The sequence below is a fragment of the Rhodococcus sp. BP-349 genome, from assembly GCF_019835845.1.
In the GTDB taxonomy this organism is placed as follows: domain Bacteria; phylum Actinomycetota; class Actinomycetes; order Mycobacteriales; family Mycobacteriaceae; genus Rhodococcoides.
Genome location: NZ_JABUDR010000002.1, coordinates 1,027,507 through 1,053,532 on the forward strand (window position 1 = coordinate 1,027,507; position 26,026 = coordinate 1,053,532).

Genomic DNA, 26,026 nt, shown 5'->3' on the forward strand with positions numbered 1-26,026 from the left:
TCTCAGCCGATAACGAGCACCGGTACCGGTTTCTCGAAGCTCTCGTTCTCCGGAAGGATCGGCTCGTCCGCGCCGGCATCGACGTCGGCGATCGTCTGCACTCCGCCCAGTGTCGATGATCCTTCGCGGGCCACCACCAGCTCGTCGTACCAGGCGAACCACGGCATCCCGAACCGCGTGTAATCCGCGGCGCTCAGAGGAACCGAGGCGGGTTCCGATCCTGTGAGCTGCTGCCACACAGCACTGTTGACGATGTCAATGGTGAATCGCCGGCCGTGCTCGAGGTCCCACGAGTCGTGCGGGATTACCGGCGTCGCCACTGCCTGTCTGATGGATCCACCGGCACCGAGACCCATCGCGTCGTTCGGAGGCACGGAGAAGCAGATGATGGTCGGGAGGTGGTCCAGCTCCGAGTACTTGCTCGCCAGCATCGGGTAGACGGCCACGTGGATACCACCGCGCGCCGGCTCCGAGGACAGTTGCTCCTCCACCGTGTAGTCGGCGCCCAGCGGGGCAGCGACGAACTGGCGCACCGTGCCCTTCTCGACAGTGAACCCATCGAGCCACGGCTGGTCCGGAACTTCCAGGTAGTCCTCGGCCTCGAAGTCGGGAACGGGCGACCATGGTTCACCCGTCAAGACGTTGATGGTTCCGCTGCTCATCGTCACGAGGAACGGATAGCTGGCATCGAAGTTGATCCAGCACGCCTCGGACTGCCACATCGGCATGGCGAAGTGCGTCACCCCGTCGTCGTCCTGGCCGGACTCCTTCACCTGCAGGCCGCCGAGGCCCGGAGGGAGGTCGTATGTTGTGCCGTCGTCGGGAACGCGGAGGGTTCGCTGGAACGAGAACGACATCCGGGCGTCGGGATGGACATCGGGGCACTGGACCTCGATACGGTCGTCGACGACGTGCACTGCCATGGTGAACCCCTTGCCCGGGCCCGCGGCCCTCGTTGTGTGTGGAGGGATGCTGGCACGGGGGTCCGACACACATGTGCGGCTCCGACTCAGTCGAGCCGCATCAACCCGTAGAACCCCTCGATGTGCTCGCGTGCCAGGGTGGCGGCCTTGGCGCCATGGCCCCGGCGCAACGCGTCGACGATGCCGCGGTGTTCGCACCGCAGCGTCACGGCGACCGCCGACCAGTCGTCGAGCATCGGCACCGCGTCCATGACGTAGCCGTGGATCGAGTCGCGGAGCGAGGTCATCATGGCCTCGATCAGCACGTTGCCGGCAAGCCCTGCGAATCGAACATGGAGCTCGGCGTCGAGGCGATGGAACTGATCAGGTGCCAGACTCTTGTCGTCCATTCGGTCCAGTAACTCGTCGATGGTGGTGAGGTCGGGGGTGCGCGCCGCGGCTTCGCGCAGCGCCCACGACTCGAGCAGCACGCGCGTCTGCACCACGTCCGCGATCGGCAGGAACTGCGTGGCCATGTGAAGGCGCAGGGCTGAGCCGATCGACGTTGCCGGGTCCGCCACCACGATTGCTCCCGCGTCGGGGCCGGACCCGACCGACGTCTTCACGACACCCATCGCCTCCAGCACCCGAATGGCCTCACGAACCGAGCTCCGACCGACGCCGAGATCCTCCGCGAGTGCGCGCTCGGCCGGCAACCGGTCGCCGACACGGAGTCGGGCCGCCGCCAGGTCCTGTTCGATGCGGTGGAGAACCACCTCGTGTGCGCGCATCATCGGAGAATAGCTGGTGTGGTCCGACCACAGGGGTTACTGTGGTCAGACCACACGCTCTGGAGGCTCCATGCGGATCGCCCTGTTCGCCACCTGTCTGGCGGACGCACTCTTCCCCGAGTCAGCGAAAGCGACTGTCTCACTGCTCGAACGGCTCGGCCACACCGTCGTCTTCCCATCGGACCAGACATGCTGCGGCCAGATGCACGTCAACACCGGCTACCTCAAAGAAGCCGCACCGCTGGTGCGCCACCACGTCGAGGTCTTCGAGAAGTCGTCGTGGGACGTCGCGGTCGCACCGTCGGGATCGTGCGTCGGATCCGTGCGTCACCAGCACGCGATGGTCGCCCGCCGCGCCGGTGACGAGGACCTGGCCACGCGCGCGGAGGACATCGCCGGTCGCACGTACGAGCTGTCCGAGCTGCTGGTCGACGTCCTCGGTGTCACCGACGTCGGCGCCTACTACCCGCACCGCGTCACCTACCACCCCACGTGCCATTCGCTGAGAATGCTGCGCGTCGGCGACAAGCCCCTCGAACTGTTGCGCAACGTGCGCGGCATGACCTTGGTCGAATTGCCCCAGGCCGAGTCGTGCTGCGGCTTCGGCGGAACGTTCGCGTTGAAGAACTCGGAGACCTCGACGGCGATGTTGTCGGACAAGATGGCCAACGTCCTCTCCACCGGTGCCGAGGTGTGCAGCGCCGGGGACTCGTCGTGCCTCATGCACATCGGCGGCGGACTGTCCCGCCTGCGCACCGGCGTCAAAACCGTTCACCTGGCCGAAATCCTGGCATCGACGGAGGCAGCATGACCACCTTCTTGGGTTCTCCCGGTATCGGGAACATCCGAGGCGAGGAGAGCTTTCCGAAGGCCGCGAAGCGCGCTCTGCAGGACACACAGATGCGTCGCAACGTCGGGGCTGCGACCAAAACCATCCGTGAGAAGAGGCTGGGTGCTGTTGCGGAGTGCGATGACTGGGAGGAGCTGCGCCTCGCCGGCAGTGCCCTCAAGACCGACGTGATGTCGAGGCTGCCCGAGTTGCTGCAGCAACTCGAAGCCAACGTCACCGCCCGTGGGGGAGTGGTGCACTGGGCACGCGACGCCGACGAGGCCAATCGCATCATCACGGACCTCGTCAAGGCCACGGGCAGTGACGAGGTGGTCAAGGTGAAATCCATGGCCACCCAGGAGACCGGCCTGAACGAGTACCTCGAAGCCGAGGGCATCGCCGCGATCGAGACCGACCTGGCCGAGCTCATCGTCCAGCTGGGTGACGACAAGCCCAGTCACATCCTGGTTCCCGCAATTCACCGCAACCGAGCGGAGATTCGCGAAATCTTCCTGCGTCGCATGCCCGGTGTCGACGCTGCCATCACCGACGAGCCGCGCGAACTGGCCATGGCCGCACGGGAGCACCTACGACGGAAGTTCCTGTCGGCGAAGGTGGCCATCAGTGGCGCCAACTTCGGTGTAGCCGAGACGGGGACGCTCGCCGTCGTCGAGTCCGAGGGCAACGGGCGCATGTGTCTGACGCTGCCCGACACCCTCATCACGCTGATGGGTATCGAAAAGCTGGTCCCGACCTTCGCGGACCTCGAAGTGTTCATGCAACTGCTTCCCCGCTCGTCCACGGCCGAGCGGATGAACCCGTACACGTCGATGTGGACCGGAGTGCACGAGGGCGACGGTCCGCAAGACTTCCACCTGGTGCTCATCGACAACGGCAGAACCAACGTGCTTGCCGACGAGGTGGGCCGCGCCGCCCTCAACTGCATCCGATGCAGCGCGTGCCTGAACGTGTGTCCTGTGTACGAGCGGACCGGCGGTCATGCCTACGGTTCCGTGTACCCGGGGCCGATCGGTGCGATCCTGTCGCCACAGCTCACCGGCACGACCGGCCATGACGACCCCAATGCGTCACTGCCGTATGCGTCGTCACTGTGCGGGGCGTGCTTCGATGCGTGCCCGGTGCGTATCAACATCCCGGAGATTCTGGTGCATCTACGGGCAGAGCAGGTCGACTCCGAGCGCGGCGGTATCCCCGGTGCGCAGGAGATCGCGATGCGAGCTGCGGGGTGGGCGATGAACTCGCCGAAGCGGTTCGGGATGGCCGAGAAGGCTGCGGGCGTCGGACGCCTGCTGGCAGGGAAGAAGGGGCACATCGAGTCGCTTCCATTCCCCGGATCGTTGTGGACCACCAGCCGCGACATGCCGGCCCCTCCGAAGGAAACGTTCCGCCAGTGGTGGGCACGAACGCACGAGGACGAATCATGAACGCTAAGTCGGAAATCCTCCAGCGCATCCTTTCCGCGACCGCGGGTGGGGTTGCCGGCGTCGATGTTCCGCGGGACTACGACCGGGCTGCGCTGACGGGCGGCGGTGATGTGGACCGGTTCGCCGAGGCGGTCGACGACTACCGGGCGCAGGTGTATCGGGTGGCGGAGTCGGAGATCGCGGCGACGATCCGCGGATTGCTGGCCGACGATGCGCGCGCGGTGATCCCAGTGGACGTGCCGCCCGCGTGGGTGGACGGGATCGTGACCGTGCCCGACGATGGTCTGTCGGTGGAGGAACTCGATGCCGTCGACGCTGTCATCACCGGCTGCAGGGTGGGCATCGCGGCGACGGGAACCATCGTGCTCGACGCGGGCGAAGCGCAGGGGCGACGCGCGTTGACGCTGGTGCCCGATCACCACATCTGCATCGTCAGGGCGGAGCAGGTGGTGGACACGGTGCCGCAGGCGTTCGCGGTGCTCGATGCGGCGCGGCCGCTGACGTTCATCAGTGGGCCCAGTGCGACCAGTGACATCGAGCTGAACAGGGTGGAAGGGGTCCACGGGCCGCGGCGGTTGGACGTGCTGATCGTTGGCTGACGGCTACTTCCCATGGCTTCCGCGCGACGACAGACCGCCGTCGAGCTCGATCAGGCCGTCTGAGGTCCGGACCTATACGTGTCACGGAGTAGCTGAGCAGCGGGGTAGGCGAGGCGAACGGACCGCTTTGTCGGCGGGCTCGGCTAGCCTGACGACAAACTAGGAGGATCTTGATGGCGACGAACGATGTCGAAGTTCCGGTGTGGACTCTCGCAACGCAACCCACTTCGAACGCTGTGGTGGCGAATGAGGGAAGTCTGACGTCCGCACGGTTGACGGAACTGCGCACCGTTCTCGCGTCGTTGGCGGACTCACCGGTCGTCACACTCGAGGCGCACGATGTGCCGAAGGGTGTGGATCGGGCGGGTGGAATGTCGTTGGGAAGCGCCAGCCCCCTCGCATCGCAACTTGCTCAGCTGGTCAAGAGCACTCCAAAGGTGACCTCGGAGTTCGGTGGCGAAACGTTGTATCGCATGACTGTCCCGGCCAAGGTGGCCAGCCAAATGGGCAGCGGGCTCGTCAAGCCGATGGTGTCGAAGGCGGGAGGCGTCCACAGTGCGCTTCTGGGTCGGTCCGGCATCGTTGCGCACGCGTCCTATGTGCCGGTAGCCGGCGGTGCGGTCGGTGGATCGGCCGCAACTGCGGGCGTTGCGGTGGGAGCTGCCGGCGCGATGACCATCGCTGCTCCCTTGGTTCTCATGGCTGTGGCCGCTGGTATGACCGTCCACGCCGAGAAGAAGCGCGCGGAGACTCTCGAGAAGATCACGGGGCTGCTCGAGAAACTGCATGATGATGAGTTGACCCGCGAACGTAATGCCCTGAATGCGTGTGTGGACGCTATCGACAAGGCCACCGCCATCCTTCTGGACCGCGGCAAAGTTGGGATGTCGATCGGGCTCGATTCGGCTTCATACGCAGTCAGTACGGCCATGACCACAGCTGAAGCCCGATTGGGGAGATGGCGAAGTGCGCTTTCCGCACGCGCAGGGGCTCGGATCGAACTCGGCCCGCTGAGGGCATCGTTCAAGGGGATCGATGAGGAAGGTGGAGAGTTCCGCGTGCACCTAGAGATCGCTGCGCTCGCCATCGCTTTGAAGAAGCGGATCATCATCCTGCAGGCTGTCGAGCACGCACAGATGGACGAGGGGAACGTCTTCCAGAACTTCACACAGGCCCTCCGGACTGATCAGGCGCGAGTAGCCAAGTTGGAGAATGGTATTCGTGAGCTGTTGTCGAACTTTTCGTCTCTCGAGCTCGACCGCTCGCGAGGTGTGAGGGACGTTGTCTTCCGAGCGAGTGAAGTCGACAGACTCTTGGACGCGGCGTACCGAGTTCGTGCACTCGGCGCCGGCATCGACACTGGAGCTGAGCTCTCGGACGTGGCCATCGAGATCGTGCAGGAGTCCGACGGCTCTGTCGTGGTCTTCCCCGCGCATGCGGCGTAGCGGTCCCACGTAACGGCGGTACGTCAACGGACGTGAACACAGAAGTGGTGGGCTGCGCTCACCGATCAAATGCTCGGTGAGCGCAGACCCGCAGCGCCCCAGTTGGTGCTGTCGGGGGCCGGACTGGCGATGATGCAGCGGTTGGTCGTGCAGAAGCGCGGCCAATGACCATTCGTGCCTGAAACGATTGTTATGGGATGTTTACGAGTATCAGCAGTCATCGTTGTTACGGTCCGTGGGGACGCATACCCGAACGGAAGGTCGGTTCATGGCGACACCACGGAGCAGTGCTTCACGGCGATGGGCGGCGCGAGGAGCGGTAGTTGCCGTGTCCGCAGCGGTCGCCGTCGGAACGACGATGGGAACGGCGTCGGCAGACCATCAGGACTTCACGATGTTCCCCGGCCAGACGTTCACGCTCGGGGAGTTCAACGGCATCGAGTGTGCGGGGCAACTGACGTCGAATGCTCGCACTCCGCACGATCGACCTGGTACGGCCCTGGTGACGACAGCGTGGGTCGCGTACTTCAGCACCCCGTGTTCGGTAGTCGCGCAGGTGAATTGGCACAACCTCGACACGAACGAGCGCGGCACGGTGTCCAGCCGGGTGACCACTACCGGCCGCGGGCCTCTTCCTCCCCCGATCACGGCGGGCAATCAGATCGCAGTCGACACCAAGCCTGGCCGTGTCGTTCTCAGCGTCACGACCGAGTCGCTGCACTTCGTTGCCGGCCCGTCTGTCGAGGTGCGGGTTCCCGCGTGACCGTGTCCTGTTCGTGGAGCAGCAACGGTGAGAAAGGTGCTCATGTCGACTCGTTCTCTTGTGGCCGTTCTGATCGCGAGCGCAGCGATCCTGACTGTCGGTGGCTGCACCATCGGAGGTGACACGACCGCATCGGTGGGGACGTCCACCGGGGCCTCGTCGGCGGCGTCCACACCGTCGACGACTCCCGCAACAGAGCCGATGGGCGAGTCCACCTCGCAGCAGACCCCGCCCACCGGGGATACAGAGCAGACAGGGGGAGCCCAGCCAGGCATGACGCTCGGGCCCGACGGAAACCTGTATCCGGCGCGGCCTGGTTCGGACGAAGTCGCAGTCGATCCGGAACTGTTCGCCAACGTCGGCGCGGATGGGGACGGTTACTTCTTCACGTCGCCGACGGGGAACGTCGCCTGCGCGATCTATCCCGCTCCGTCCTCGGCGGGACCGGTGGGTTGTCAGGCGGTCACCAGCGTTGCGCCAGTGGACGGCCCGGTGTGCAGCAATGCGGACAACGACAAGTACGCCGTCCGCATCGAAGCGGCAGGCGCCGTTCACACCTGCACCACGCAAGGGATCTACACGGCCTCCGATGCTGCCGTGCTGCAGTACGGCGAGACCCTCACCGTCGGTGACGCAACGTGCGTCTCGCGAGAGGATGGGATCTCCTGTCTGCTGGCCGGGAGCAATGCAGTGCTCATGTCGCGTGGGGCGAACCTGACGTACTGACCGAGCGGTCCAGCTTGCGCACATAGACGCACCCTGTGCCCTCCGTGTAGGAGCCGAGTGAAGGTCGACGCGCCGCGCCCTCGGGCCACTCGCCGCGACGGCGCGGATCGACCGGTGAGACTTGGCGATACGTTCCGTGACCCACCATCGCCACATGGTTCACCGTGTCAGCTCGGCACAACGGTCCTCCAGAAAAGCTTGTAGTCGCGTCGTCGTCTTGTCGTCGAAGCCGATGGATCCCACGTCGCCGGCGGCAGCTCGAACGCCGGCGCAGACGTCGTCCAGCACGCGGATCACTGCTTTTCGGGGAAGCGTATGACGTGCCGAGCCGTCGAGGACGTGCTCACGCGCCCACCTGTTGTTGCGGCCGTAGAACGTCAGGGCCATGGGGTCGTTCCACGACATGTAGGGCTGGGTGCACAGAAGATCGTATGCGGGAGTGACACTCCATAAACCGTGCTTGCCTTGATGAATCGAATAGTTCTTGCCGTGCAGGTCACCGTTGCCGATGGCATAGGAGTAGACGGTGAGTCGTATCAGTTCGAGCGCCGCCTGGCGTGCGGAACCCCCTCCTTGGTCAACGGTCGCTGCCAGCGAGGCGAGCACTGTCTCGGTTTTGATGCGGTACTTGGACGAGGGATATAATGCGTTGACCTGGCACGCATCCTCCTGGGCCAATCTGCGGCCACCATGTCGGTCGAAACGTTCGACGAGAAGACCCGAGACTCCGTTCGCGTCTGTGATCACGTGACGCCGAGGTATGACGAGTCCGCAGGTTTCTGCTACCGCCCATGAAAAAATTCTCGTTCTCCACCAGGCGCGGGAAACGTTTGGGCGGAGCCAGTTTGAGAATCGCTGCGCCTCGCGTCGTCGTCACCGGCGACGAGTACATCTCAGCCGATACCTTGCCCTGAACTCCGGGCAGGCCTGCCATGTCGACGTCCATCGACTGTGGGCCGGCCACGCTGTCGAACAACGCACGCAAACTCGGCATCGGCGCGTCCGGGTCGAACGCGGGCGCGGATGCCTCGGGTTCGAGTCCCGCGGGGATCACCCGCACATCGCCGATCGTGTCCGCCCCGACTGCCAAGAGGATGGTCAGGTGGTCATCCTCCGACGTCTTGGTTCCGGCGACGACACCGGACAGGCGCACCCCTTCGGGAAGCAGTCCGGCGAAGAACGGCGGCACACTTCCTGCCGTGGCTGTCGTACCGCCTACTCCCATCGGTAGAGACCAGGCGACGGGCTGGGCGCCGGGGCTGATGTAGTCATCGGCGTACTGGAAGCGGACGGTGTCGCCTGACCTCGTCAAACGGCCTGCACGGATATTTCCCTTGTAGACGTCAGCGTCGTCGACCTGGCGCAGATCGAGCCGAGTGCTCACTCGCGATCCGGTTCGACGACGATGCCGGCGCGGGTGATGAGCGACAGATCGCACCCCAACGCGTCTGCAACAGCGCGAACGCCGTCGAGTTGCGACGTCTCTTTGCCGCCCTCGATCGATTGCACAGTGGATCGGCCGACTCCGGCCAGTAAAGCCAGCTCGGCCTGTGTCATTCCCAGCTCGTGACGGCGCGCGGTGAAGGACCGCGCCAGGCGGCTGGCCTGAGTGCGGCGTGACTTCCGAGGGAGGGCCATACCGTTCCAATGCTTGCGTCAAGAGTCTTAACGCGAAGTTTAGACCCGTAGTCTTCGCATCCGCACCTCAATGCTTGCTACAGCAAGCCTAAGAACTGACAAGATGGTGTTAGCGACCGGGGAGCCGCTTAAGCCTGCCGGCGCGAGCGTAAGGACCGCTCACGCGCCCCGTGTCGCGCCCGCCCTCGCCCGGCCGCTGATGATGAGGATCGCTACCGACGTTGCCACGAGCATCACGGCTCCGGCCACTGCCAACGCGAACTGGTCGGGGGACGTGTTGATCTTGATGTCGTCGGAATCGTAGCCCGCTGAATAGAACGTGTAGGGGAGTGAGAACAGCGGAAGGGCAGGAATCCCGATTACCACCGTCGCCGCGGTAGATGATGCTGCGGCGCTGGTGATCAGGTATGCAGCGGCGGCTGACGTGACGACGGTCGAGAGGTTGGAGGGAAGTAGTCCGTCGCCGATGAAATACAGGGCTGCCAGAACGCCCACCAGAATCAGCGGAAGCAACACCGACCGACGACGGACGGTCAAGAGCAGGCCGATCCCGAATCCTGCAAGAGCAAGGATCCAACTCCATTCTTGAAAGTCGCTGTCGACTCCAACGAGCGAGCTTGCGCTCACTGCGAGACCAGAAGCGAGCACCAGGCCTGTCCTACCGGGAGCGACCAGCGCGCAGGCGAGTACAACGATCGTCATCGCCCCGGCGCACGCGAACCAGATCCAGTCGCGACTCCTGTCGACCGACGAGGTCGTGACGATCAGCGCCGCTGCAACGGGCAGGACGATTCCGACGGCGACCAAGCGGCCCGGCGGTGCCGGTTTTGGTGCGTGGACCGGAGTTCGGAGCATCGCCGTAGCCAAAGCGGCACCGGTGAGAATTGCGAGCACGATGCACACGACCACGCGGAGTGTAGTGGGTCCGACGTCGGCCGTATCGGCAGCAGTCCAACCGAAGTCCGACGCCGGCGGAGGCACGAGATTGTCGAGTGGCGGCCCTGCGGTCCCGGCGACGATCCACCCGAATGTGGCGGCGATCAACCCGCGCGACGACAAGGACAAGGACACGGTGCAGGCGAAGAAAATCCCGGTGGCGATCGAACTCGCCCATGCTGTCAGCGCGCCACTCACTGGTGCGACGTTCGCACCGACGGACACGGCAAGAGCCGTGGCCATCATCCCGGCGACCGCGCTGCGGGAGAGGCGAGGAAGAACGACGGTCGCAGCAATACCGGCAGAAAGAGCCGTCACGAGTATGGCGTTGATGACCGTGGCAAATGCTGTGGGCGAGGCCGAGGGATCGATCAGAGAATCGAAGGGGGAGTGAGCACTGACTGTGTATCCGGCCGTGACGCCGCCGAGTAGGGCGAGGGCGATGTGCGGCGTGGACTGATCACTCGTATTGTCAGGGCCCATTCCCGAATTCCATCACGGCTCAAATCATTGTTTCGCGCCTTCCCTCGTCGAGATGGCCGCGTCGACCTTTCCGATGGCGTCGCGGATGAGATCCCCGTAGGGATCGTCCGTGAGCGTCGAGGAGCACTCCTTCGCAGCGTCGATGTGCTCGCGAGCTGCGTCGAAGGACCCTAGCTTGCAGTAGTTGTCCGCAAGGTTGAGATGCAGCGACGGAAAGAACCCCGCAATGTGGAGGCCTGCGTGGTGATTCTGCGTGCGTTGGTCCGTGACGGAGTGTGCGGCGTCGAGTGCTCGGACGTCCCACGTGAGTGCTTCTGCAGGATCCTCGAAAAGGTCGGCGAGGTAGTGCGCGAGGCTGCACCGATGCAGGGGATCGCCGTCGACACCGATGTCCTGCCACAGCGCGAGGAGTTGTCGACGTGCCTCATCGACGTCTCCACCTCGCCCCTCGGTGACGGCCGCGGCGATCGCGTCCATCGTCGGGTCGCTTGCGGGAGTTTCTGTCATGGCGTGTGTCCTTCCGTCGGGGTGTCACGCGGCGCTGCGACGGGCATGACCAGGGTGGTCAGGTCTCCTCGGTCTGCCGAGCGAACAGTGGCGGGCTGTTCGGGCTCACGGAAATCGAGTAGTACGTCAGTGCCGACGGCGGTGCTGATGGCCGGGTAGAGAGTGGTCATCTCGAACCAGGCGTCGACCGTGCACCCGCTCACGCGGGCCGGAATTTCGATGTCCGGGAGCAAGTCACCATAGACCACGAGGTTGTTGTCGTTCGTGGACAACCGAACTCGATCGCTCGATCGTTGTTCGAGGGCATGCAGAAGCGTCGCTGTGGGGACCTCGACCCGACTCGTCACCGCCGGCAGTGTGGCGAGCATCGATCGGTAGTCGGGGAAGGGCTCGGACACGAACCTGCAGTGATGATCACCGCGGCCTGGCAGGCGCAGATTCATACCGTGATCGGTGACGTCGACGCTGACGGACGACGTACGGCGCAGATCGCCGAGGCACGTTCGCAAGTCATCGCCGTTCACCGTCGCCGCCCAGGCCGCCGCACTGTCGACATTGCTGACCAGTGTTCTTGTCGACAGGCGGTAGCGGTCGCTGGCGGTCAGCGTCAAGACCCCGGGCCCAGCTTCGACATGGACGCCACCGAGGACTGCGATGTCCGGATCGTCGGTGGTGGCGGTGAGGATCTGTTCGATCGCGGAGGCCAAGACCTGCCCGCTCAGTCGGGCGATCTGCAGCCTGGTTCGCTCAGCCAGGGTGGTCGTGATGGCGGCTGCCTGCTGCAGCACCGACTCGGCCTCACGCATCACCGCGGTGACGTGATCATCGACCGAGCGAATCGCGTCGACAACGTCCGCGTCGAGGGTGGACTTCACAGCAGGAAGAGACATGCCGATCTCGCGCATTTGCCGAAGCAGGACCGCCCGCGCGAGCTGGTCCTCGCGATAGAGGCGGTACCCGGTCACGGGGTCGACCTCTGCGGGCGGCAGCAAGCCCGAATCGGCGTAGAAGCGCAGCGCGCTCGCCGTCAGGCCGCATCGCTGCGCGAACGACCCGATGGACATCAACCCGGCATCAGACACTCCGACAGCATGCGGCTTCGACCTACCCGAAGGTCAACCCGTGAGACCCGACGAAAGTCGTGGCGGTGCCAGGCCTGCGGGTGCTACCTCACCACTGAGGGATGACGTCGAGGATCCACACGACACCGAACTTGTCGACGAGCTTGCCGTACAACGGTGAGAACCCGACCGGCCCCAACGGCACCAACACTGTTGCCCCAGCAGACAAGCCCTCGAATGCTGCGGTGATCTCGTCCGCGTCGTGGCTACGCAGCGCGCTGTAGAAGGCATTCTCACCGGCGTTGTAGGGAAGCGAGTCCTGGATGTCGTACGCCATGACGCGGAACCCTCCGGATGTGCTTACCTCACCCCAGGCGATCTGCTCGGACTGGGCCGGTCCCTGGCCCGATTCGGTGTCGCCGTAGGGGAATGCGACCAGTTCGCCGCCGAAGACTGACTGGTAGAACTCCAACGCTTCACGTGCGTTGCCGCGGCCCGGATGCAGCAGTACAAGCAGTTCAGCGTCTTCTTCATCCCGCTCGCGCGCTGGAAGCGCATCGGGTTCGAGGAATGTGGGATCTGCGGAACAGCCGTCTACGCGTAGTCGAACGTCGGGCATGGTGACGTACCTGCGCGGTGTCGAACGGTGAGATGTGCTCCGATGAGCTCTTCGCCGGCTTTCACGAACTTCCTCCTCAATCATCGGCTTACTCGACGGCGCGCACGTTGGTTTCGGTGGTCATCGTTCCCCCGGTTCGACAGCGATTCCGGTGGGTCACGAGCGCCAGATCGCATCCCGGTGCGTCAGCAACGGAATTTGACGCCGTCAATGGCATGCACATTCCAACGTCCGACTTCGGTGAGCAGGCAAGCGAGCATGCGGCACACCTAATTGGTGTCGGTTGGCCGCAAAGACACTTTGCAAAGTAGCAGGCGTCAGCGTGACGCGACTCCTCGGGACGTGCGACGGAAAGTCCGAATGCTTGCGGGAGCAAACTTGAGTTACTCTGTCGTTGTCCGCAGGCTCAACGTCCTGCATTAGCTACCGCGCCAAGCCCCAGCCGCGGTTGGGCATGCCAGGGCAGGCATAAGGATGGGCGCACTCGCACACCAGCGCTGCTCATAGGACCCAGTGCCGCTCGAAACACCACCAGTTCAGCTTCGACTCTGTTAGAGAGCCGTGGCGTCTTGGGAATAAGCGAAGCGCGAGCCGGACGGCTGGGTGCAGCCCGCGCGTACTTGCAGCTGGGCTGCAGCGTCGGCAAGCGTAATCACGGTGCCCCAGTGAAATCCACCGTCGGTTGCCCATCGATTCATCCGTTTCGGGTAAGACTCCCCAGCGGTCTGGCATCGTCCATTCCATGACCGTGACCCTTCCGCCGCCCCTGACAGCGGACTCCGACGACGATGCGGTTGCGCTTCTTCGCAAGTACTTCGGCGAGACATATCTCGATGCCAGGTGCTACACCGGCGCGTTCTTCGATAACTGGGCGCCAAAGCATCGCGAAGCCGACGTCAACAAATTCACCGCTGACGATCTGGTCGCGATCACCTTCCTCTCCGTCAATATCGATGCTCGAGGTGCACGGGAGCTACTCCTCAACCGCGCGGCACGCTTCACCGACTTGCTCGAGTCGGTGGGGCCAGACCGTGACCTCGTGGACGAATCCCAGGCACTCACCGACGACGACCCGATCTGGTTGCTCGAAGAGGAACTGCGCAGCATCAGGGGGATCGGGCGCACCAAGGCCACGAAGCTGATGGCACGCAAACGTCCCCGCCTTATTCCGATCTACGACGTGGTTGTCGGTCAAGTGCTTAATACTAGGAACAGGCACCGCGATCCGATCAGAGAGGCGCTGCGGGCCGACGGTGGGGCTTTGAATTCGCGGTTGCTGTCGCTTCGGCCGAAAGCTGGCCTGCCGGATACCATCGGTACACTGCGTGTCTTGGACGTGGTTTCTTGGATGCACGGCAAGTCGCTGTAGACCAAGAACCCGGGAATCAGTCGCACAGTGGGTCGCGTACGGGACGCTTTCGCAAACTCCAACCCGGCTAAGACGCCACTAGGCGGCGCCACACCCCCGTCACGCTTCGGCCCACCTGCATCGACTGCGAGACGGCTGCGCAGTGTCGGACTTCTGTGCCACGGTGTGTCCAGGTCGCATGGCCGTCTGTACCGAGGATGAGGAGTGTCGGTGTCCGACCAGATCGTTGACAGACCGCTGATGGACGTCGTGATGGACGCGATCGATGCGGACGCCGAACTGAACGACGCCGCCAAGTACTTCGTGATGGCGGCGCTGGAAAGTGAGTCCGCGTTGGCGGAACTCCTCCAGGGCACCTGTGCACCGCCGTCCCGCCCGGAGCCAGGGGTGGATGTCGCGGAACCGGTGGGAGCGTTCCTGACGTCCATCAGCGTTGCGGGTTTTCGAGGGATCGGCCCGAAGGCAGTGCTCGATCTTCATCCGGCTCCGGGCATCACCATCGTCAGTGGGCGAAACGGGTCGGGGAAATCCAGCTTCGCCGAGGCGCTCGAGTATGCCATCACGGGTACGAGCTACCGCTGGAAGAAGAAGGCGTCGCTGTGGAAGGACGCCTGGCGCAACCTTCATCAGTCGTTACCGTGCGAGGTGCGCGTGGGGCTGACCATCGAGGGTTCGGAACCCACCGTCGTCGGAGTCGACTGGGCCGCCGACGTCGGTCTCGACGACTGCGCCACCTGGACCCAGGTGGGGAACGCGAAGCGGCGCAGCGGAATTGACGATCTCGGGTGGGCATCGGCCATCGAACTGCACCGGCCGATGCTCTCGTACGATGAAATCGGCGGACTGATCGAAGACAGCCCGTCCGCGCTGTACGACGCGCTGGACAAATTGTTGGGACTGGAAGAGATCAGCGATGCCGAGAGACGGCTCTTCTCGGTGGTGAAGTCCGCGAAAGCGCCTCGGCAGGCAGCCACCGCAGAGCTGAGAGGACTCAAGACCGTCGTCGCTGAGATCGACGACGATCGCGCGCGAACGGCCTCATCGTTGCTGAGGAAGCGCGCTGCCGATCTGGATGCCGTCCTCGCGGTCGCCACTGGCGGCGACTTGTCGGTCTCGTCCTCGCTGGGCAGCCTTCGTGCCATCGCATCGCTTACCTTTCCCACGCAGGACTCGGTCGACACCGCAGAGACCGCCTTACGCGATGCGGTGTCCGGGACGGTGGACCTGGCCGACGAAGCGCTCTCGGTCGTCGAGCAACGCAACGACGTGCTCTCCGCAGCGTTGCAGCTTCACGCGGAGGCCGGCGACGGTCCGTGTCCGGTCTGTTCCACGGGAACGCTGAACGACGCGTGGGCCGAGCACTCCCGGAGCGTGCTCACCGCCGAGAACGACAAGCTGGCCGAATACAAGCTCAAGCGGCGCCGGCTCAACGATGCGCGCCAACTCGCTAAGTCGTTGATCAGTGAGTTGGCTGACGTCCAAACTTTCGACGGTATCGACCTCGCGGGCCTGCCTGCGTACCGTGACGCGGTCGCTGCCGCGGCCGCGGCGCCGAACGGCAGCGCGGAATTGGCAGATCACGTTGGGCTGACTTTTCCCGATGTCATCGTCGCTGCAGAAGCGGTCCGAGCATCCGCTGCCGCGGAACTCGCCGCGCGTGAAGATCGCTGGGCGCCGGTGGCCGGGCGACTCGCAGCGTGGGTCGGGCTCGAACGCGCAGCGCGAGATAGCGACGAGGACGTCGAGAATCTGGAATCCGCAAAGAAGTGGATCACCGCGCACGGCGGTGAACTCCGGAACCAGCGCCTCGAACCGATTGCCGAGCAGGCCCGCCAGATCTGGTCTCGGCTGCGGCAGGAGAGCAACGTCGACATCGGATCGATCAGCCTGCACGGCACGAACACTCGTCGCAAAGCTGTATTGACAGGAACGGTGGACGGCGTGGAGTCGCAGGCCATGTCGGTGATGAGCCAGGGCGAGTTACACGCACTGGCGTTGGCGCTGTTCATCCCGAGAGCAACCACCCCGAACAGCCCGTTCCGCTTCGTCGTGCTCGACGACCCCATTCAGGCGATGGACCCGGCCAAGATCGACGGGTTCGTGAACGTCCTGTCCATGTTGGCACGCACACGTCAGGTGGTGGTGTTCTCGCACGACGACCGTCTGGCGTCGGCCATCCGGCAGCTGGCCGTCGACGCCCGGCTCGTCGAGGTGACTCGGGAGGCGGGGTCGACCATCAGCACGGCTGAGACGCTGAACCAGGCGCTCCGCTACGTCCAGGATGTGGATGCTCTTGTCCGCGATGTGAACGTGCCGGACGCGGTGAAGCGGCGCGCCGCTCCGGGACTGTTCCGGCTGGCGCTGGAAGCTGCTGCGCAGCAAACGTTCTACGCGAAACAGTACCGGTCCGGTGCGGGCCGAACGGTGACCGAGGAACAGTGGAACACCGCGACCTCGACACGCAAGCGGCTTGCGCTGGCAGTCCACGGCGATCCGTCGTCCGACATCACCGGTTGGCTCGGGTACCGCAAGGAACGACACCCCACCATGAGGCTCGCGAACGCTGGGGCGCACGGAGCTGATGTCTCCGTGGACACCTCGGACGTCAACGACCTGCGCCGCATGGTCGAGGGGATGCTGAACGCGTGACGCCGCCGATGCACGCGTCTGTGAGTCTCCGACATGCGGAGAGATTGCTCGACGGCACGATCGTGGCCAGGGGTCACTCGGCGCGGCTCGCAGCATTCCTCGCGCGTCAAGCGCTCGAAGACCTCGTTAGCGCGAGGTGTGCCGCACTCGGTGCAGACTTGCCGGACGCGAATATGCGATCCAAGCTGGTGATTTTGCGGTCGCTCGACACCACCGAAAATGCGGACGCAGCAGCGGTGGCGTGGCATCGGCTGAGTGCGGTTTGCCACCACCACGCCTACGAGCTTTCGCCCACCGTGGCCGAGGTTCGGCATCTGTGCACCTTGGTGACTGCTCTGTTGTGATCCTAGGGAACGCCGACAGCAGGTAGGGATAGGATCTGGAATCTGGTTGGTCGGCGGTCGCCATCGCAGCAATCAGCGCAGTTTCGACCCGATGCTTGTGGTTCACCGCGGTAAGTCCTTCACGACGGCGTTGTCCGCTGACTAGAGCGTAGAGGCGCACCGTGAAATGCTGCCGGAGTTCCTGGACTTCCAAGTCACCGGACGGGGGAACCACCGGCAGGTGTGGTCCGTCTAAGATTGCGTGCTGATCGACGGCGGGGCCCTGTGACGCAATACCCGGGTTCGTATTCCAGCGTCGATGTGAAATGCGATGAGGAGTGTGGACTGGCAATCGTCGAGGAAGTTTCGCACTCCTGCCCCGAAGTCCGGACAGAACCCGGAAGTCTGTTGCTGCTCGACGACGCAGCGATCAGAGCGATCGCGATGATCCGGGGCGTGATGGTCGAGATGGTCGATGCGTCCACCGACCTTGGGTCATGCGTCGAGGAGTGCGCCGATTCCTACGACGAAGGTGACGATGCGTTCATGCCTTCACAGAAGGCGATAGGTCATTGGGACGTTCGTCGGACACATGGAGCAGGCCCGCTGTCGAGCTCTGGTCTCCAGCTTTCTCCAGTGATGCGGCCTGCGAAGTCCAGGCCACGGCAGCCGAGTTGGTCGACAGTACGGCCTCCTCCGCCAGGCATGTTATGCAGCTCCACGAGAGCGGTGACTGGACCGGCTCCGCCATTGCAGCTGCGGTCACTCGCGCCGACCATAATTGAATGCGTGCGGACCAGGACGCGCAGCCTGAAATCGCTGCTGCCGATGCCCCCGAAGCAGCGCCCGGCACCGGAACCCTAGTGCGGGACGGGCGTTTCGAGTTCATAGTGCAGAACATCGAACGCGGTGTGGCCACCTTGGGGGACCAGTTCACGTCGCAATCCCCGGAGGCGAGAACGTGGTGGTGACGCTGAACGTGTCCAACATCGGTGACGAGCAGCAATCCTTCGGCACCTCGTCCCAGCAGCTTCTCGATGCCTCCGGCCGGCGCTACGGGGTGGATACCTTTGCCACGGTGGCCAACGATCCAAACGTCGGATTCACGCAGATCAACAATGGCAACTCCGGTGGTGGCCACGTTGGTCTACGACGTGCCCGTCGGCACCAAACCAGGGGAGATCGAATTGCACGATTCGATGTTCTCGGGCGTCGCCACCGTCGCTCTCGGCTGACCACCGTCGATGGCCTCGTCTACGTTGAACCCATCATTCGGCTCGTTCGAGGCCGCACGATTGGAGTACTCAGGACCGACTCGTCGTTGTCCCTCGTTGCCGCATTGCTCGAACGTTCCGGATCCATACTGACGCCGACACACCCGCGGCGGGTTCGATTCCTTCATCGACGCCGAACGCGGTCATGACGGCACAACGGTTGTGCCGCTCGCTCAGTTCGACGACGTCTACCAGATCGTCTACGAAGACACACCGATCGAGAAGGTCGGTCCGCTGTGCTGTCCCCGCGAGGAACGACGGGCTTGTACGACGCGGTGGGCCGGTTCGTCACTGATGTCGGCGCGAGCCTGGCCGCCTCGCTGGAGGAGTCGCGGCCGACGTCGCTGACCATGCTGGTGATGACGGACTGAGCGGAGAACGCGAGCCGCGAAGGGAGCCACCACGCGGTGCGTGATTCGATCGAGCAGTAAGAGGATCAGTACGGCTGGGACTTCGTGTCCTCGGGGCGAACATGGATGCCGTGGAGACCGGGGCGCAGATGGTGTTTACGGCGGACAAGACGTTGACTTACGACGCGTCGGCGGTGGGCCGTCAGTGCGGCGTTCTCGGCGGTGGTCGACTACCACGGGCGGAAGCGGGCGAAGGGGTCGCTGTCGGTGGACGGGTTCTCGGCTGCCGATCGGCGGAGGGCGGGGAGGTAGAGGGCGTAATTTTCTCCCTCTGGAACTCGTCGCCAGTCCTGGCGTCCTCCGCTGGGCGTGCGTGATGGTTCCGATGCTCAGATCGACGACCGTAAACCGACACATTCCCGCCAGTCGCGCGGACTGGCGGGGTATATTCGCCGTATGGCTGTGAACTTTGGGTTGTGGAGGGTAGACGGAGCCGTTCCTGAAAGGATGACGCCAGTCACCATTGATTCTGAGGATCGCCTGGAGTTAATCATTGAGCAGTCACTCGATGTGCTGGGACTGGGCAACTTACTGCTGATCGGTCGACAAGTGATCACGGAATTTGGGAAGCGGATCGATATGCTTGCTCTCGACGATCAGGGCAATGTCGTCGTGATCGAGCTGAAGCGAGGAATGACGCCTCGGGAAGTGGTTTCGCAGACACTTGAGTACGGATTTTGGGTACGAAACCTATCTTTCGAAGCAATTCGTGATCTCTATTCGAAGCATAATGATGGCCAAGCCTTCGAAACTGCTTTCACGAATCGATTCGAATTGGACGTTCCGGAATCCCTAAACGAGGAACATCAGCTGGTTATTGTTGCTAGTGGACTGGATGCCAGCACCGAGCAGATTGTTGACTACGTGCGTAATTACGGCGTTCCAATCAACGTTCTTTTTTTTCAGTACCTCGTTGACGGCGAGCGCAACTACCTTGCGCGCTCCTGGATGTCGGATCCCACCGTTGAGCCGCCTTTAGCGTCGAGTACGCGCAAGAAACAAGCCAGCTGGAATGGCACAGACTTCTATGTTGCAGTTGGCGAAAGCGAGCACCGTGACTGGGATGACATGCTGGTCTATGGGTTTGTGTCCGCTGGCCATGGTGACAAATATCGTGGCGCAATGGCCAAGTTGTTCGTCGGCGCTCGGGTATGGGCTCACTTGACCGGTAGTGGTTACGTAGGAGTCGGAACGGTTGTCGCAGAATCGGTTCCAGTGACCGAATTCAAGGTCGAAGTGGATGAGATCTCGATGCCCATTCTCGACGCGCCCCTATCGGCAACTAATATTGGCGAAGACAAAGATGATCCATCCTTGGTCGAGTATCTCGTAGCAATTGATTGGATCGACGCACGCCCGCGCTCCGAAGCGTTCTGGGAGAAGGGGATGTTCGCCAACCAGAATGTTGTTGCTAAGCTGCGGCAGCCATTCACGCTGTCACGGCTACTGGGAGTCTTCGATCTCGACGGCGACGAATGAACCTGCCATCCGAAGCGAGTTGGTTAGGCACAGGATCCGAGAGGCTGCCCTGCCGATTGGTGCTAAGTCTGGATGACAGATGACGGGCGCCTCTGCCGAAGATTTGCTACGTGAGATAAATGCTCTACTCGGCGAGGGTGTGGCGGCTACGAGGGCCGCAGACAATCTCCGCGGTGAGATCCGTACGTCGGTCGACAACATTCTTGACAGGCAGACGGACGCGATCCTTCGGGCCAGGCCTGTTGTCAGTTTGAAACCGGCTCTGGCGATGGGGGTGCGGTTCGGGGAACTGAGCAGCAGCCGCCTTCGCACCGTTCTCGACGTCGCCGATGCTTCGGCCGCCGACCTTTCCGCGGTTCCCGGAATCGGTCCTCAATCCGCCCGAGCGATTCGCGATGCGGCTGTAGCTCAGCGAAGAGTGGTGAGGTCGAGCCAGAAGCTGCGGCTGTCACCCGCATCGAAGACCGGACCTGAGACAGAGCTCTTGAAATCTTTGACGGCGCTTCGGCGAGTCGAACGGGAGTCGGTCGGTCTGGCGGTCGAGGTGCAGGCCGTCGATGCGCTGGTCAAACCGTGGAGAGACGCCGCCGGCCGATCGAGCGGTTGGTTCGCCAGGTTGTTCACCAGCAAGGCCAAGAAGGCCGAGGCAGAGCGAGCGCGGTACCAGATTCGCGCAATTGCCGGTTCTGCGGGCGCTGTGGGATTGCGTGAGCACATTGCCCGAGTTGCCGACGCTGGGCGTTTGTCCGGGGATCCCTGGGCAGAATACGAGCGGGATGCTGCCGCGCTGAACGCACTGCTCAGTCAGTTCACGTCGCTCGGCAATGACAGCGTCAACTCATCCCACGGTTTCATCGGTGATCGACTGTCGAGCGAGACAGAGAAAGTCGAGCTGGACCGCACCCACATGCGCTCGTACCTGCGGGCGTACCAGGCGTTCGGAGCTCGCTACATTCTGCTTCGTGGGAAGTGCATCTTGGGTGACGAAATGGGTCTCGGGAAAACGATTCAGGCCTTGGCTGTGGCAGCACATCTTTCGGCCAAGGGAGACAAACTCTTCCTCGTCATCTGCCCGGCCAGCGTTCTCATTAATTGGTCTAACGAAACACAAAAACACACTGCTCTGCGACCCGTGGAGTTGTATGGAGCGGACCGAGACCGTGCGGTTACCGAGTGGCAGAGATCTGGCGGGGTGGCGATCACGACATTCACGACGTTGCAGAAGCTGCGCATATCCGTGGTGCCATCGCTGGTGGTGATCGATGAGGCTCACTACGTCAAGAATCCGGTGGCGCAGCGGTCGATTGCGTCGCGTGCCATCATCGAATCCGCGGACCGTGCTGTTCTCTTGAGTGGGACGCCGATGGAGAACCGCGTGAGCGAGTTTCGAACACTGGTGGAATATGTGCAGCCCGCGACGGCGCGAGGCATCAAGTCGACGGACGGCATCAGCGGCGCCGAAGCTTTCAGAAGGGCGGTAGCGCCTGCGTACCTGAGACGGAATCAGGTGGACGTGCTCGGGGAGCTACCAGACCTCATCGAAGTCGAGGACTGGGTCGAGCCGACTGCGGATGACAAGGATCGTTATCGATCTGCGGTAGCGTCGCGCAACTTCATGGCAATGCGTCAAGCGGCGTATACCGGCGACTCCGGGAGCAAATCAGCTAAATTGGACCGGCTCATCGAAATTGTGCGTGAGGCCGAAGACAGCGGTTCCAAGGTGCTCGTCTTCTCGTTCTTCAAGTCGGTGCTGGACACCGTCAGCCGGCAGGTGCCGGGGACGGTATTTGGCCCGCTCACCGGCGCGACGACATCCATTCAGCGGCAGCGCATGATTGATGATTTCACTTCGTGCACCGGCCCTGCAGTGTTGGTGAGTCAGATCGAAGCCGGAGGTGTCGGCCTGAACATCCAGGCAGCATCTGTCGTAATTCTGGCTGAGCCGCAATGGAAGCCGAGCACCGAGGTCCAAGCTGTTGCTCGGGCGCACCGTATGGGCCAGGTGAGAACCGTTCAGGTCCACCGGCTGCTGGCGAAAGAATCGGTTGACGAGCGCATGCGAGAGGTGCAAGACAAGAAATCGCAACTGTTCGACGAATACGCCCGTCGCAGTCAGGCCAAAGACGCAGACGTATCAGCGGTGGATTCCGGATGGGATCGTGGTGTGGGCCCGGCCGAGGCGTCGATCATCGAGGTCGAGCGAGCTCGGCTTGGTGTCGGTTGACCGGGCAATAGCACCGTTGACTCAGGTCTAGCACGGGATCCGCGCGGCGCAGTTCGGGCGAGTGTGGGGCATACCCGCCTAAGCGGATCGGTAAGATTTGTGTCTACGTCGTCGAGAGTTCGTTCGAAGGAACAGATATGAGTGAAGAACCGCTGCCGTCCCGCGTGGCCGAGAACGACGGCCTTCTCAAAGTAGAACTCGGGCAGCTGCGCAACTCGTTGGGTTATACCCGGTTGGGTCGCTACGTGCTGGCTGAGATTGCAGAGAGTCTGGCCAATGAGGATATCGGGTACTTTCCCGCGTGGCTGCTCGACCCGGACTTCAATACAGAACCGAGACAGTCTCAAGAAGTTTGGTTGTATCAACGAGATGGTGGCCGAGTGTCGGCCGTGCTGGACGCCGTTCTCAACCCGTTCGTATACGACGTCCGCACAGAACTAACAAAATTCGTGGACGACAAAGTTCGTCGATCCGACCGGGAAAAGTTAGACGTCATTCGGAGAATCGTCGAACAGGACTGAAGCCAACTAGTAGCGAAGGACAGTGATGGCTGCGCAGCAGTTGACAAACGATGAGCAGAAGCTCTTGGCGAAGCTGCCTGTCGACGGTAGGGGCATCGGCAACATGACTCTCAAAGCAGAGTTGCGTTGGAGTCAGAAGAAGTACTGGCTTGTGCGAGATTTGCTAGTGGACAAGCAACTAGCTCGCCGGGGACACGGGCGAGGCGGTAGCTTACGCCGGATGGTGGCGTCGGCAGCGCTCGAAGGCGAAGCTGCGGGTCTTACAGAATCTGGCGTTCTTGCGATGCCCACCAACGTGTCGACGATCCGTGAAGCGGATCTCTACGAACCCCTGCTTGAGGTCTTGCGGAACGAATGGGGGAAAGACGCGAGGTCTGTTCCTCTCCGAGCTGACAATGTCGCCCAGGGTGGAAGCAAGCCGACGGGTGGGAGATGGACCCGGCCAGACTTGCTGGCAGTGCAGGTCAAGACCTACGAGTACGTCCCGGGCAAATTCTTGGAAGTTGCTGTTTTCGAGGTCAAGCCGTCTGATCAGATCGACGTCACCGCGGTGTACGAGGCCCTGGCCCAAAGACGTGCAGCAACCCATGCGTACGTCGTCTTGCATGTGCCCGCATTTCTGGAGGAAGCCCTCGCAGAGCAGGTCACGACCGTAGTCGCCGTCGCGAGGGCTCACGGGGTCGGCGTGGTGACTTTCGCCGACCCTGCCGACTACGATTCATGGGAGACCCTTGCTGACGCGGAAAGGGTCGAGCCGGATCCCGAACGCCTCGACGACTTCATCCGTGTCCAGCTGCCGCCAGACACCCGGACGGCGATCGCAGAGAAGCTGAGGTAGCTGTGGGATGCACCGCGCATTCGGCCGTAACTGACTTTAGTTTGCCAGAGGGGCTCCGCGAAGGCATTGCCGTGCTGACGGCTACAGGCTACGACGCGATGGCCTGGACGCAGGCTTGATGGTCGTTCTGGTCATGGATTCAGGCGCTGCCGTGCGGCTGTCACCCGGTAGGGTCCACTGTGTAGTTGCTGTCGCGTCACCGTCGACGCGCGCGACGTTCTCCGACAGCCACGACCGGCCACCGCGGCCACTCGATTCGTTCGGCGATCAGCGTCGTCGGTATCGACGGATACGCCGCCGACAACGCCCGCACCGACGGCTTAACCCGCGACCACGCCGACTCGGTCGGCCGCGCCCGCTCGTACTGCGGCGGACTCGATGACTTCACCGCCTTGGCCACCGTGTTCCGTGACAACCCCAACTGGCGGGCGATCTGTGATTGCGAGATCTTCTCCGAGCCGTGCAATCGACGAATCAACGCCCAGTCCTCCACGGTGATCACTCCTCCATCGTCGAGACGAGTGCTCACTTCTCGACCGGATTACACGCTCGGTTTTCGACCGGAACCGACAGTTTCCTGCCGCATTCGAATGCATGCAGACCAGGCGCTGTCTGCCACATCTAGAGTTCTAGACAACCAATCCCGCGCGGAACGCCATGAGCGCAGCCTCGACCCTGTTGGTGACCTGCAGCTTGTGATTGACAGCAGTCAGATGCGACTTGACCGTGGTTTCCGCCATGTAGAGCTGCCGAGCGATGTCGGCATTCGTTGCCCCTAATGCCATGACCGACAACACTGTTCGTTCCTTGTCGGTCAGCGCCTCCAGCGTCACTGTCGGCCGCGGTGGTCGGGTGGTGGCCACGATCTTTCGGAGTGATTCCTCGGAGAACAGAGTGTTGCCGGCAGCGACGGCGCGGATCGACTGGTGGAACGTCTCGGGCGCCTCCGACTTGCTGAGGAAGCTATGGGCTCCGGCCTCGATGGCTTGGACCACCAGATCGTCCACGTCCATGGCCGTCATCGCGACGACTTTCGGTGGGTGTGCCGATGCCATCAATGCTCGCGTGGCGTCGAGTCCGTCTACTCGGCGCATCTTCAGATCCATCAGGACGACGTCGGGCCGACGAGCGGCGACTGCGGCGGGGACCTCGTCACCGTCCGAGACCGACCCGACCACCACGATGTCCGTGGTGGCGGCGAAGATGTCCGCCACGCCGCGACGAACGAATGCGTCGTCGTCCACGACGAGAACGGTGATGACCGCATCGGAGTCCATGATGGGTCGACCGTATCGGGTCGCGACGACACGCCACAGCGGATAGGTGTTCTATGGAGTCGGACACGGGGTGCCGAACCGAACCGGCTGAGAACACACCCGTCGAACCTGACCAGGTCATGCTGGCGAAGGGATGTCGAGATGCGCACAGTGCCGCTGGCCGAACAGATCGTGCTCCTGACGGGCGGTGCTCGCGGACTGGGTGCTGCGATCACGCGAGCGTTCCTGCAGCAAGGTTCCCGCGTCGTGGTCAACTACCACCGCAGTGCAGCCGCAGCCGATGCTCTGGCATCGGAGTTCGGTCCTGACCGCGTTGTCGCGGTGCAGGCCGATGTCACGGACCGGCACCAGGTCGACGCGCTGTTCGACAGGGCACGTGAGCATTTCGGGTCGACTGTCACCACCGTCGTCAACAACGCTTTGATCGACTTCTCGTTCAATGGTGACGACCGTGCCAAGGCCGACGAGATCGAGTGGTCGGCGTTCGACTCGCAGTTCCGTGGCAGCGTTGCCGGCGCTCTGCACACCACGCAGGCAGCTGTGCCGGGTATGCGGGAGGCGGGATTCGGGCGGATCATCACGATCGGCACCAATCTCGTGCAGAACCCCGTCGTTCCGTATCACGACTACACGGCAGCGAAGGCTGCCTTGTTGGCGCTGACGAGAACCTTCTCGGCGGACCTGGGACCTGATGGCATCACCGTCAACATGGTGTCCGGTGGTCTGCTGCGGACCACGGATGCCAGCTCCGCGACCCCGCCCGCGGTGTTCGACATGATCGCCGACAGCACCCCGCTGCGCCGGGTGACGACGCCGGCCGAGTTCGCGGATGCCGTGCTGTTCTTCGCGTCGCCGTGGTCGAGAGCGGTGACAGGGCAGAACCTGGTCGTCGACGGCGGATTGGTCAAGGACTGACGC

The 26,026-nt window shown here is 63.2% G+C and carries 23 protein-coding genes, 4 pseudogenes and 1 riboswitch; of the genes and pseudogenes, 17 read left to right on the forward strand and 10 right to left on the reverse strand.

Translation table 11 applies throughout. From position 1 onward, the window contains the following. Window positions 1–2 precede the first annotated feature (2 nt). The gene (locus tag HQ325_RS15170; protein ID WP_222630643.1) at window positions 3–923 is read right to left on the reverse strand and encodes a hypothetical protein; all 921 of its coding nucleotides are present in this window, start codon (window positions 921–923) and stop codon (window positions 3–5) included. 86 nt (window positions 924–1,009) lie between these two features. Continuing rightward, the gene (locus tag HQ325_RS15175; protein WP_222631114.1) at window positions 1,010–1,693 is read right to left on the reverse strand and encodes a FadR/GntR family transcriptional regulator; all 684 of its coding nucleotides are present in this window, start codon (window positions 1,691–1,693) and stop codon (window positions 1,010–1,012) included. A 70-nt stretch (window positions 1,694–1,763) separates the two neighbouring features. On the opposite strand from HQ325_RS15175, the gene HQ325_RS15180 reads away from it, so the two are divergent. The 6 genes from HQ325_RS15180 to HQ325_RS15205 all read left to right on the forward strand — a co-directional run bounded on the left by HQ325_RS15180 (window position 1,764) and on the right by HQ325_RS15205 (window position 7,500). Continuing rightward, window positions 1,764–2,504 carry a (Fe-S)-binding protein gene (locus HQ325_RS15180; RefSeq protein WP_056073464.1) on the forward strand — a complete coding sequence of 247 codons (741 nt, stop codon included), beginning with the start codon at window positions 1,764–1,766 and terminating at the stop codon, window positions 2,502–2,504. Continuing rightward, entirely contained in the window at window positions 2,501–3,967 is a 1,467-nt protein-coding gene (locus tag HQ325_RS15185; protein ID WP_222630644.1) for a LutB/LldF family L-lactate oxidation iron-sulfur protein, read from the forward strand. Before HQ325_RS15180 ends, HQ325_RS15185 begins: the two co-directional genes overlap by 4 nt. Continuing rightward, window positions 3,964–4,566, forward strand: coding sequence for a lactate utilization protein C (locus tag HQ325_RS15190; RefSeq protein ID WP_222630645.1), 603 nt, complete (start codon window positions 3,964–3,966; stop codon window positions 4,564–4,566). Before HQ325_RS15185 ends, HQ325_RS15190 begins: the two co-directional genes overlap by 4 nt. A 173-nt stretch (window positions 4,567–4,739) precedes the next feature. Then, window positions 4,740–6,011: a hypothetical protein gene (locus HQ325_RS15195; protein WP_222630646.1), complete on the forward strand. Its 1,272-nt coding sequence runs from the start codon at window positions 4,740–4,742 to the stop codon at window positions 6,009–6,011. Between the two features lie 328 nt (window positions 6,012–6,339). Further along, window positions 6,340–6,774: a hypothetical protein gene (locus HQ325_RS15200; RefSeq protein WP_222630647.1), complete on the forward strand. Its 435-nt coding sequence runs from the start codon at window positions 6,340–6,342 to the stop codon at window positions 6,772–6,774. Window positions 6,775–6,816: 42 nt separating this feature from the next. After that, entirely contained in the window at window positions 6,817–7,500 is a 684-nt protein-coding gene (locus HQ325_RS15205) for a hypothetical protein (protein WP_222630648.1), read from the forward strand. A gap of 159 nt (window positions 7,501–7,659) precedes the next feature. On the opposite strand, the pseudogene HQ325_RS22975 reads toward HQ325_RS15205, so the two are convergent. The 3 genes and pseudogenes from HQ325_RS22975 to HQ325_RS15220 all read right to left on the reverse strand — a co-directional run bounded on the left by HQ325_RS22975 (window position 7,660) and on the right by HQ325_RS15220 (window position 10,041). After that, window positions 7,660–8,884: pseudogene (locus HQ325_RS22975) on the reverse strand (type II toxin-antitoxin system HipA family toxin). Next, a complete protein-coding gene (locus HQ325_RS15215) occupies window positions 8,881–9,138 on the reverse strand; it encodes a helix-turn-helix domain-containing protein (RefSeq protein WP_204868800.1) in 258 nt (85 codons plus the stop codon). Before HQ325_RS15215 ends, HQ325_RS22975 begins: the two are co-directional and overlap by 4 nt. A 159-nt stretch (window positions 9,139–9,297) precedes the next feature. Beyond that, window positions 9,298–10,041 carry a hypothetical protein gene (locus tag HQ325_RS15220; RefSeq protein WP_222630650.1) on the reverse strand — a complete coding sequence of 248 codons (744 nt, stop codon included), beginning with the start codon at window positions 10,039–10,041 and terminating at the stop codon, window positions 9,298–9,300. A 127-nt stretch (window positions 10,042–10,168) separates the two neighbouring features. On the opposite strand from HQ325_RS15220, the gene HQ325_RS15225 reads away from it, so the two are divergent. Beyond that, window positions 10,169–10,468: a hypothetical protein gene (locus tag HQ325_RS15225; RefSeq protein ID WP_222630651.1), complete on the forward strand. Its 300-nt coding sequence runs from the start codon at window positions 10,169–10,171 to the stop codon at window positions 10,466–10,468. Window positions 10,469–10,581: 113 nt separating this feature from the next. Here the strand turns inward: HQ325_RS15225 and HQ325_RS15230 are convergent, their stop codons facing one another. The 3 genes from HQ325_RS15230 to HQ325_RS15240 all read right to left on the reverse strand — a co-directional run bounded on the left by HQ325_RS15230 (window position 10,582) and on the right by HQ325_RS15240 (window position 12,642). Then, window positions 10,582–11,064, reverse strand: coding sequence for a hypothetical protein (locus HQ325_RS15230; protein WP_222630654.1), 483 nt, complete (start codon window positions 11,062–11,064; stop codon window positions 10,582–10,584). Then, window positions 11,061–12,146, reverse strand: a complete 1,086-nt coding sequence (locus HQ325_RS15235) for a MerR family transcriptional regulator (RefSeq protein WP_308014404.1) — start codon at window positions 12,144–12,146, stop codon at window positions 11,061–11,063. The genes HQ325_RS15230 and HQ325_RS15235 overlap by 4 nt, the downstream gene beginning before the upstream one ends. An 88-nt stretch (window positions 12,147–12,234) precedes the next feature. Beyond that, window positions 12,235–12,642: a VOC family protein gene (locus tag HQ325_RS15240; protein WP_222631117.1), complete on the reverse strand. Its 408-nt coding sequence runs from the start codon at window positions 12,640–12,642 to the stop codon at window positions 12,235–12,237. Between HQ325_RS15240 and HQ325_RS22520 the strand changes: the two are divergent. From HQ325_RS22520 to HQ325_RS15280, 9 genes and pseudogenes are all read left to right on the forward strand, one after another. Next, window positions 12,622–12,729, forward strand: a pseudogene (locus tag HQ325_RS22520) (zinc-ribbon domain-containing protein); the annotation flags it as partial. The gene HQ325_RS15240 and the pseudogene HQ325_RS22520 overlap by 21 nt on opposite strands. 757 nt (window positions 12,730–13,486) lie before the next feature. After that, window positions 13,487–14,113, forward strand: a complete 627-nt coding sequence (locus HQ325_RS15245) for a DUF6308 family protein (RefSeq protein ID WP_222630656.1) — start codon at window positions 13,487–13,489, stop codon at window positions 14,111–14,113. A gap of 210 nt (window positions 14,114–14,323) precedes the next feature. Beyond that, window positions 14,324–16,762 (forward strand): AAA family ATPase, encoded by a 2,439-nt coding sequence (locus tag HQ325_RS15250; RefSeq protein ID WP_308014403.1) that lies wholly within the window; start codon window positions 14,324–14,326, stop codon window positions 16,760–16,762. A gap of 1,302 nt (window positions 16,763–18,064) precedes the next feature. Further along, window positions 18,065–18,169: pseudogene (locus tag HQ325_RS22980) on the forward strand (DUF4352 domain-containing protein); the annotation flags it as partial. Window positions 18,170–18,595: 426 nt separating this feature from the next. Continuing rightward, entirely contained in the window at window positions 18,596–18,730 is a 135-nt protein-coding gene (locus HQ325_RS22530; RefSeq protein ID WP_261778154.1) for a hypothetical protein, read from the forward strand. Between the two features lie 348 nt (window positions 18,731–19,078). Next, window positions 19,079–20,248 carry a hypothetical protein gene (locus HQ325_RS15265; protein ID WP_222630659.1) on the forward strand — a complete coding sequence of 390 codons (1,170 nt, stop codon included), beginning with the start codon at window positions 19,079–19,081 and terminating at the stop codon, window positions 20,246–20,248. A gap of 79 nt (window positions 20,249–20,327) precedes the next feature. Then, window positions 20,328–22,472 (forward strand): DEAD/DEAH box helicase, encoded by a 2,145-nt coding sequence (locus tag HQ325_RS15270; protein WP_222630661.1) that lies wholly within the window; start codon window positions 20,328–20,330, stop codon window positions 22,470–22,472. Between the two features lie 137 nt (window positions 22,473–22,609). Further along, window positions 22,610–22,993 carry a hypothetical protein gene (locus HQ325_RS15275; protein ID WP_222630663.1) on the forward strand — a complete coding sequence of 128 codons (384 nt, stop codon included), beginning with the start codon at window positions 22,610–22,612 and terminating at the stop codon, window positions 22,991–22,993. A 25-nt stretch (window positions 22,994–23,018) separates the two neighbouring features. Then, window positions 23,019–23,831 (forward strand): hypothetical protein, encoded by an 813-nt coding sequence (locus HQ325_RS15280; protein WP_222630665.1) that lies wholly within the window; start codon window positions 23,019–23,021, stop codon window positions 23,829–23,831. A 204-nt stretch (window positions 23,832–24,035) separates the two neighbouring features. Here HQ325_RS15280 and HQ325_RS15285 read toward each other — a convergent pair. Next, window positions 24,036–24,324: pseudogene (locus tag HQ325_RS15285) on the reverse strand (helix-turn-helix domain-containing protein); the annotation flags it as partial. A gap of 136 nt (window positions 24,325–24,460) precedes the next feature. Then, complete coding sequence (locus tag HQ325_RS15290; protein ID WP_222630667.1) at window positions 24,461–25,108, reverse strand: response regulator transcription factor; 648 nt, start codon at window positions 25,106–25,108, stop codon at window positions 24,461–24,463. Between the two features lie 56 nt (window positions 25,109–25,164). Then, window positions 25,165–25,259: riboswitch (TPP riboswitch) on the forward strand. On the opposite strand from HQ325_RS15290, the gene HQ325_RS15295 reads away from it, so the two are divergent. Beyond that, window positions 25,250–26,023, forward strand: a complete 774-nt coding sequence (locus HQ325_RS15295; RefSeq protein WP_222630668.1) for a 3-oxoacyl-ACP reductase — start codon at window positions 25,250–25,252, stop codon at window positions 26,021–26,023. It overlaps the preceding riboswitch by 10 nt. The last annotated feature ends 3 nt before the right edge of the window (window positions 26,024–26,026 follow it).

Bases quoted from the DNA above. Each gene is read 5' to 3' on its own strand.
- HQ325_RS15280 (WP_222630665.1), top strand. From the start codon at position 23,019: ATGGCTGCGCAGCAGTTGACAAACGATGAGCAGAAGCTCTTGGCGAAG.
- HQ325_RS15275 (WP_222630663.1), top strand. From the start codon at position 22,610: ATGAGTGAAGAACCGCTGCCGTCCCGCGTGGCCGAGAACGACGGCCTT.
- HQ325_RS15270 (WP_222630661.1), top strand. From the start codon at position 20,328: ATGACGGGCGCCTCTGCCGAAGATTTGCTACGTGAGATAAATGCTCTA.
- HQ325_RS15245 (WP_222630656.1), top strand. From the start codon at position 13,487: ATGACCGTGACCCTTCCGCCGCCCCTGACAGCGGACTCCGACGACGAT.
- HQ325_RS15290 (WP_222630667.1), bottom strand. From the start codon at position 25,108: ATGGACTCCGATGCGGTCATCACCGTTCTCGTCGTGGACGACGACGCA.
- HQ325_RS15295 (WP_222630668.1), top strand. From the start codon at position 25,250: ATGCGCACAGTGCCGCTGGCCGAACAGATCGTGCTCCTGACGGGCGGT.
- HQ325_RS15205 (WP_222630648.1), top strand. From the start codon at position 6,817: ATGTCGACTCGTTCTCTTGTGGCCGTTCTGATCGCGAGCGCAGCGATC.
- HQ325_RS15175 (WP_222631114.1), bottom strand. From the start codon at position 1,693: ATGCGCGCACACGAGGTGGTTCTCCACCGCATCGAACAGGACCTGGCG.
- HQ325_RS15190 (WP_222630645.1), top strand. From the start codon at position 3,964: ATGAACGCTAAGTCGGAAATCCTCCAGCGCATCCTTTCCGCGACCGCG.
- HQ325_RS15215 (WP_204868800.1), bottom strand. From the start codon at position 9,138: ATGGCCCTCCCTCGGAAGTCACGCCGCACTCAGGCCAGCCGCCTGGCG.
- HQ325_RS15195 (WP_222630646.1), top strand. From the start codon at position 4,740: ATGGCGACGAACGATGTCGAAGTTCCGGTGTGGACTCTCGCAACGCAA.
- HQ325_RS15170 (WP_222630643.1), bottom strand. From the start codon at position 923: ATGGCAGTGCACGTCGTCGACGACCGTATCGAGGTCCAGTGCCCCGAT.
- HQ325_RS15180 (WP_056073464.1), top strand. From the start codon at position 1,764: ATGCGGATCGCCCTGTTCGCCACCTGTCTGGCGGACGCACTCTTCCCC.
- HQ325_RS15185 (WP_222630644.1), top strand. From the start codon at position 2,501: ATGACCACCTTCTTGGGTTCTCCCGGTATCGGGAACATCCGAGGCGAG.
- HQ325_RS15230 (WP_222630654.1), bottom strand. From the start codon at position 11,064: ATGACAGAAACTCCCGCAAGCGACCCGACGATGGACGCGATCGCCGCG.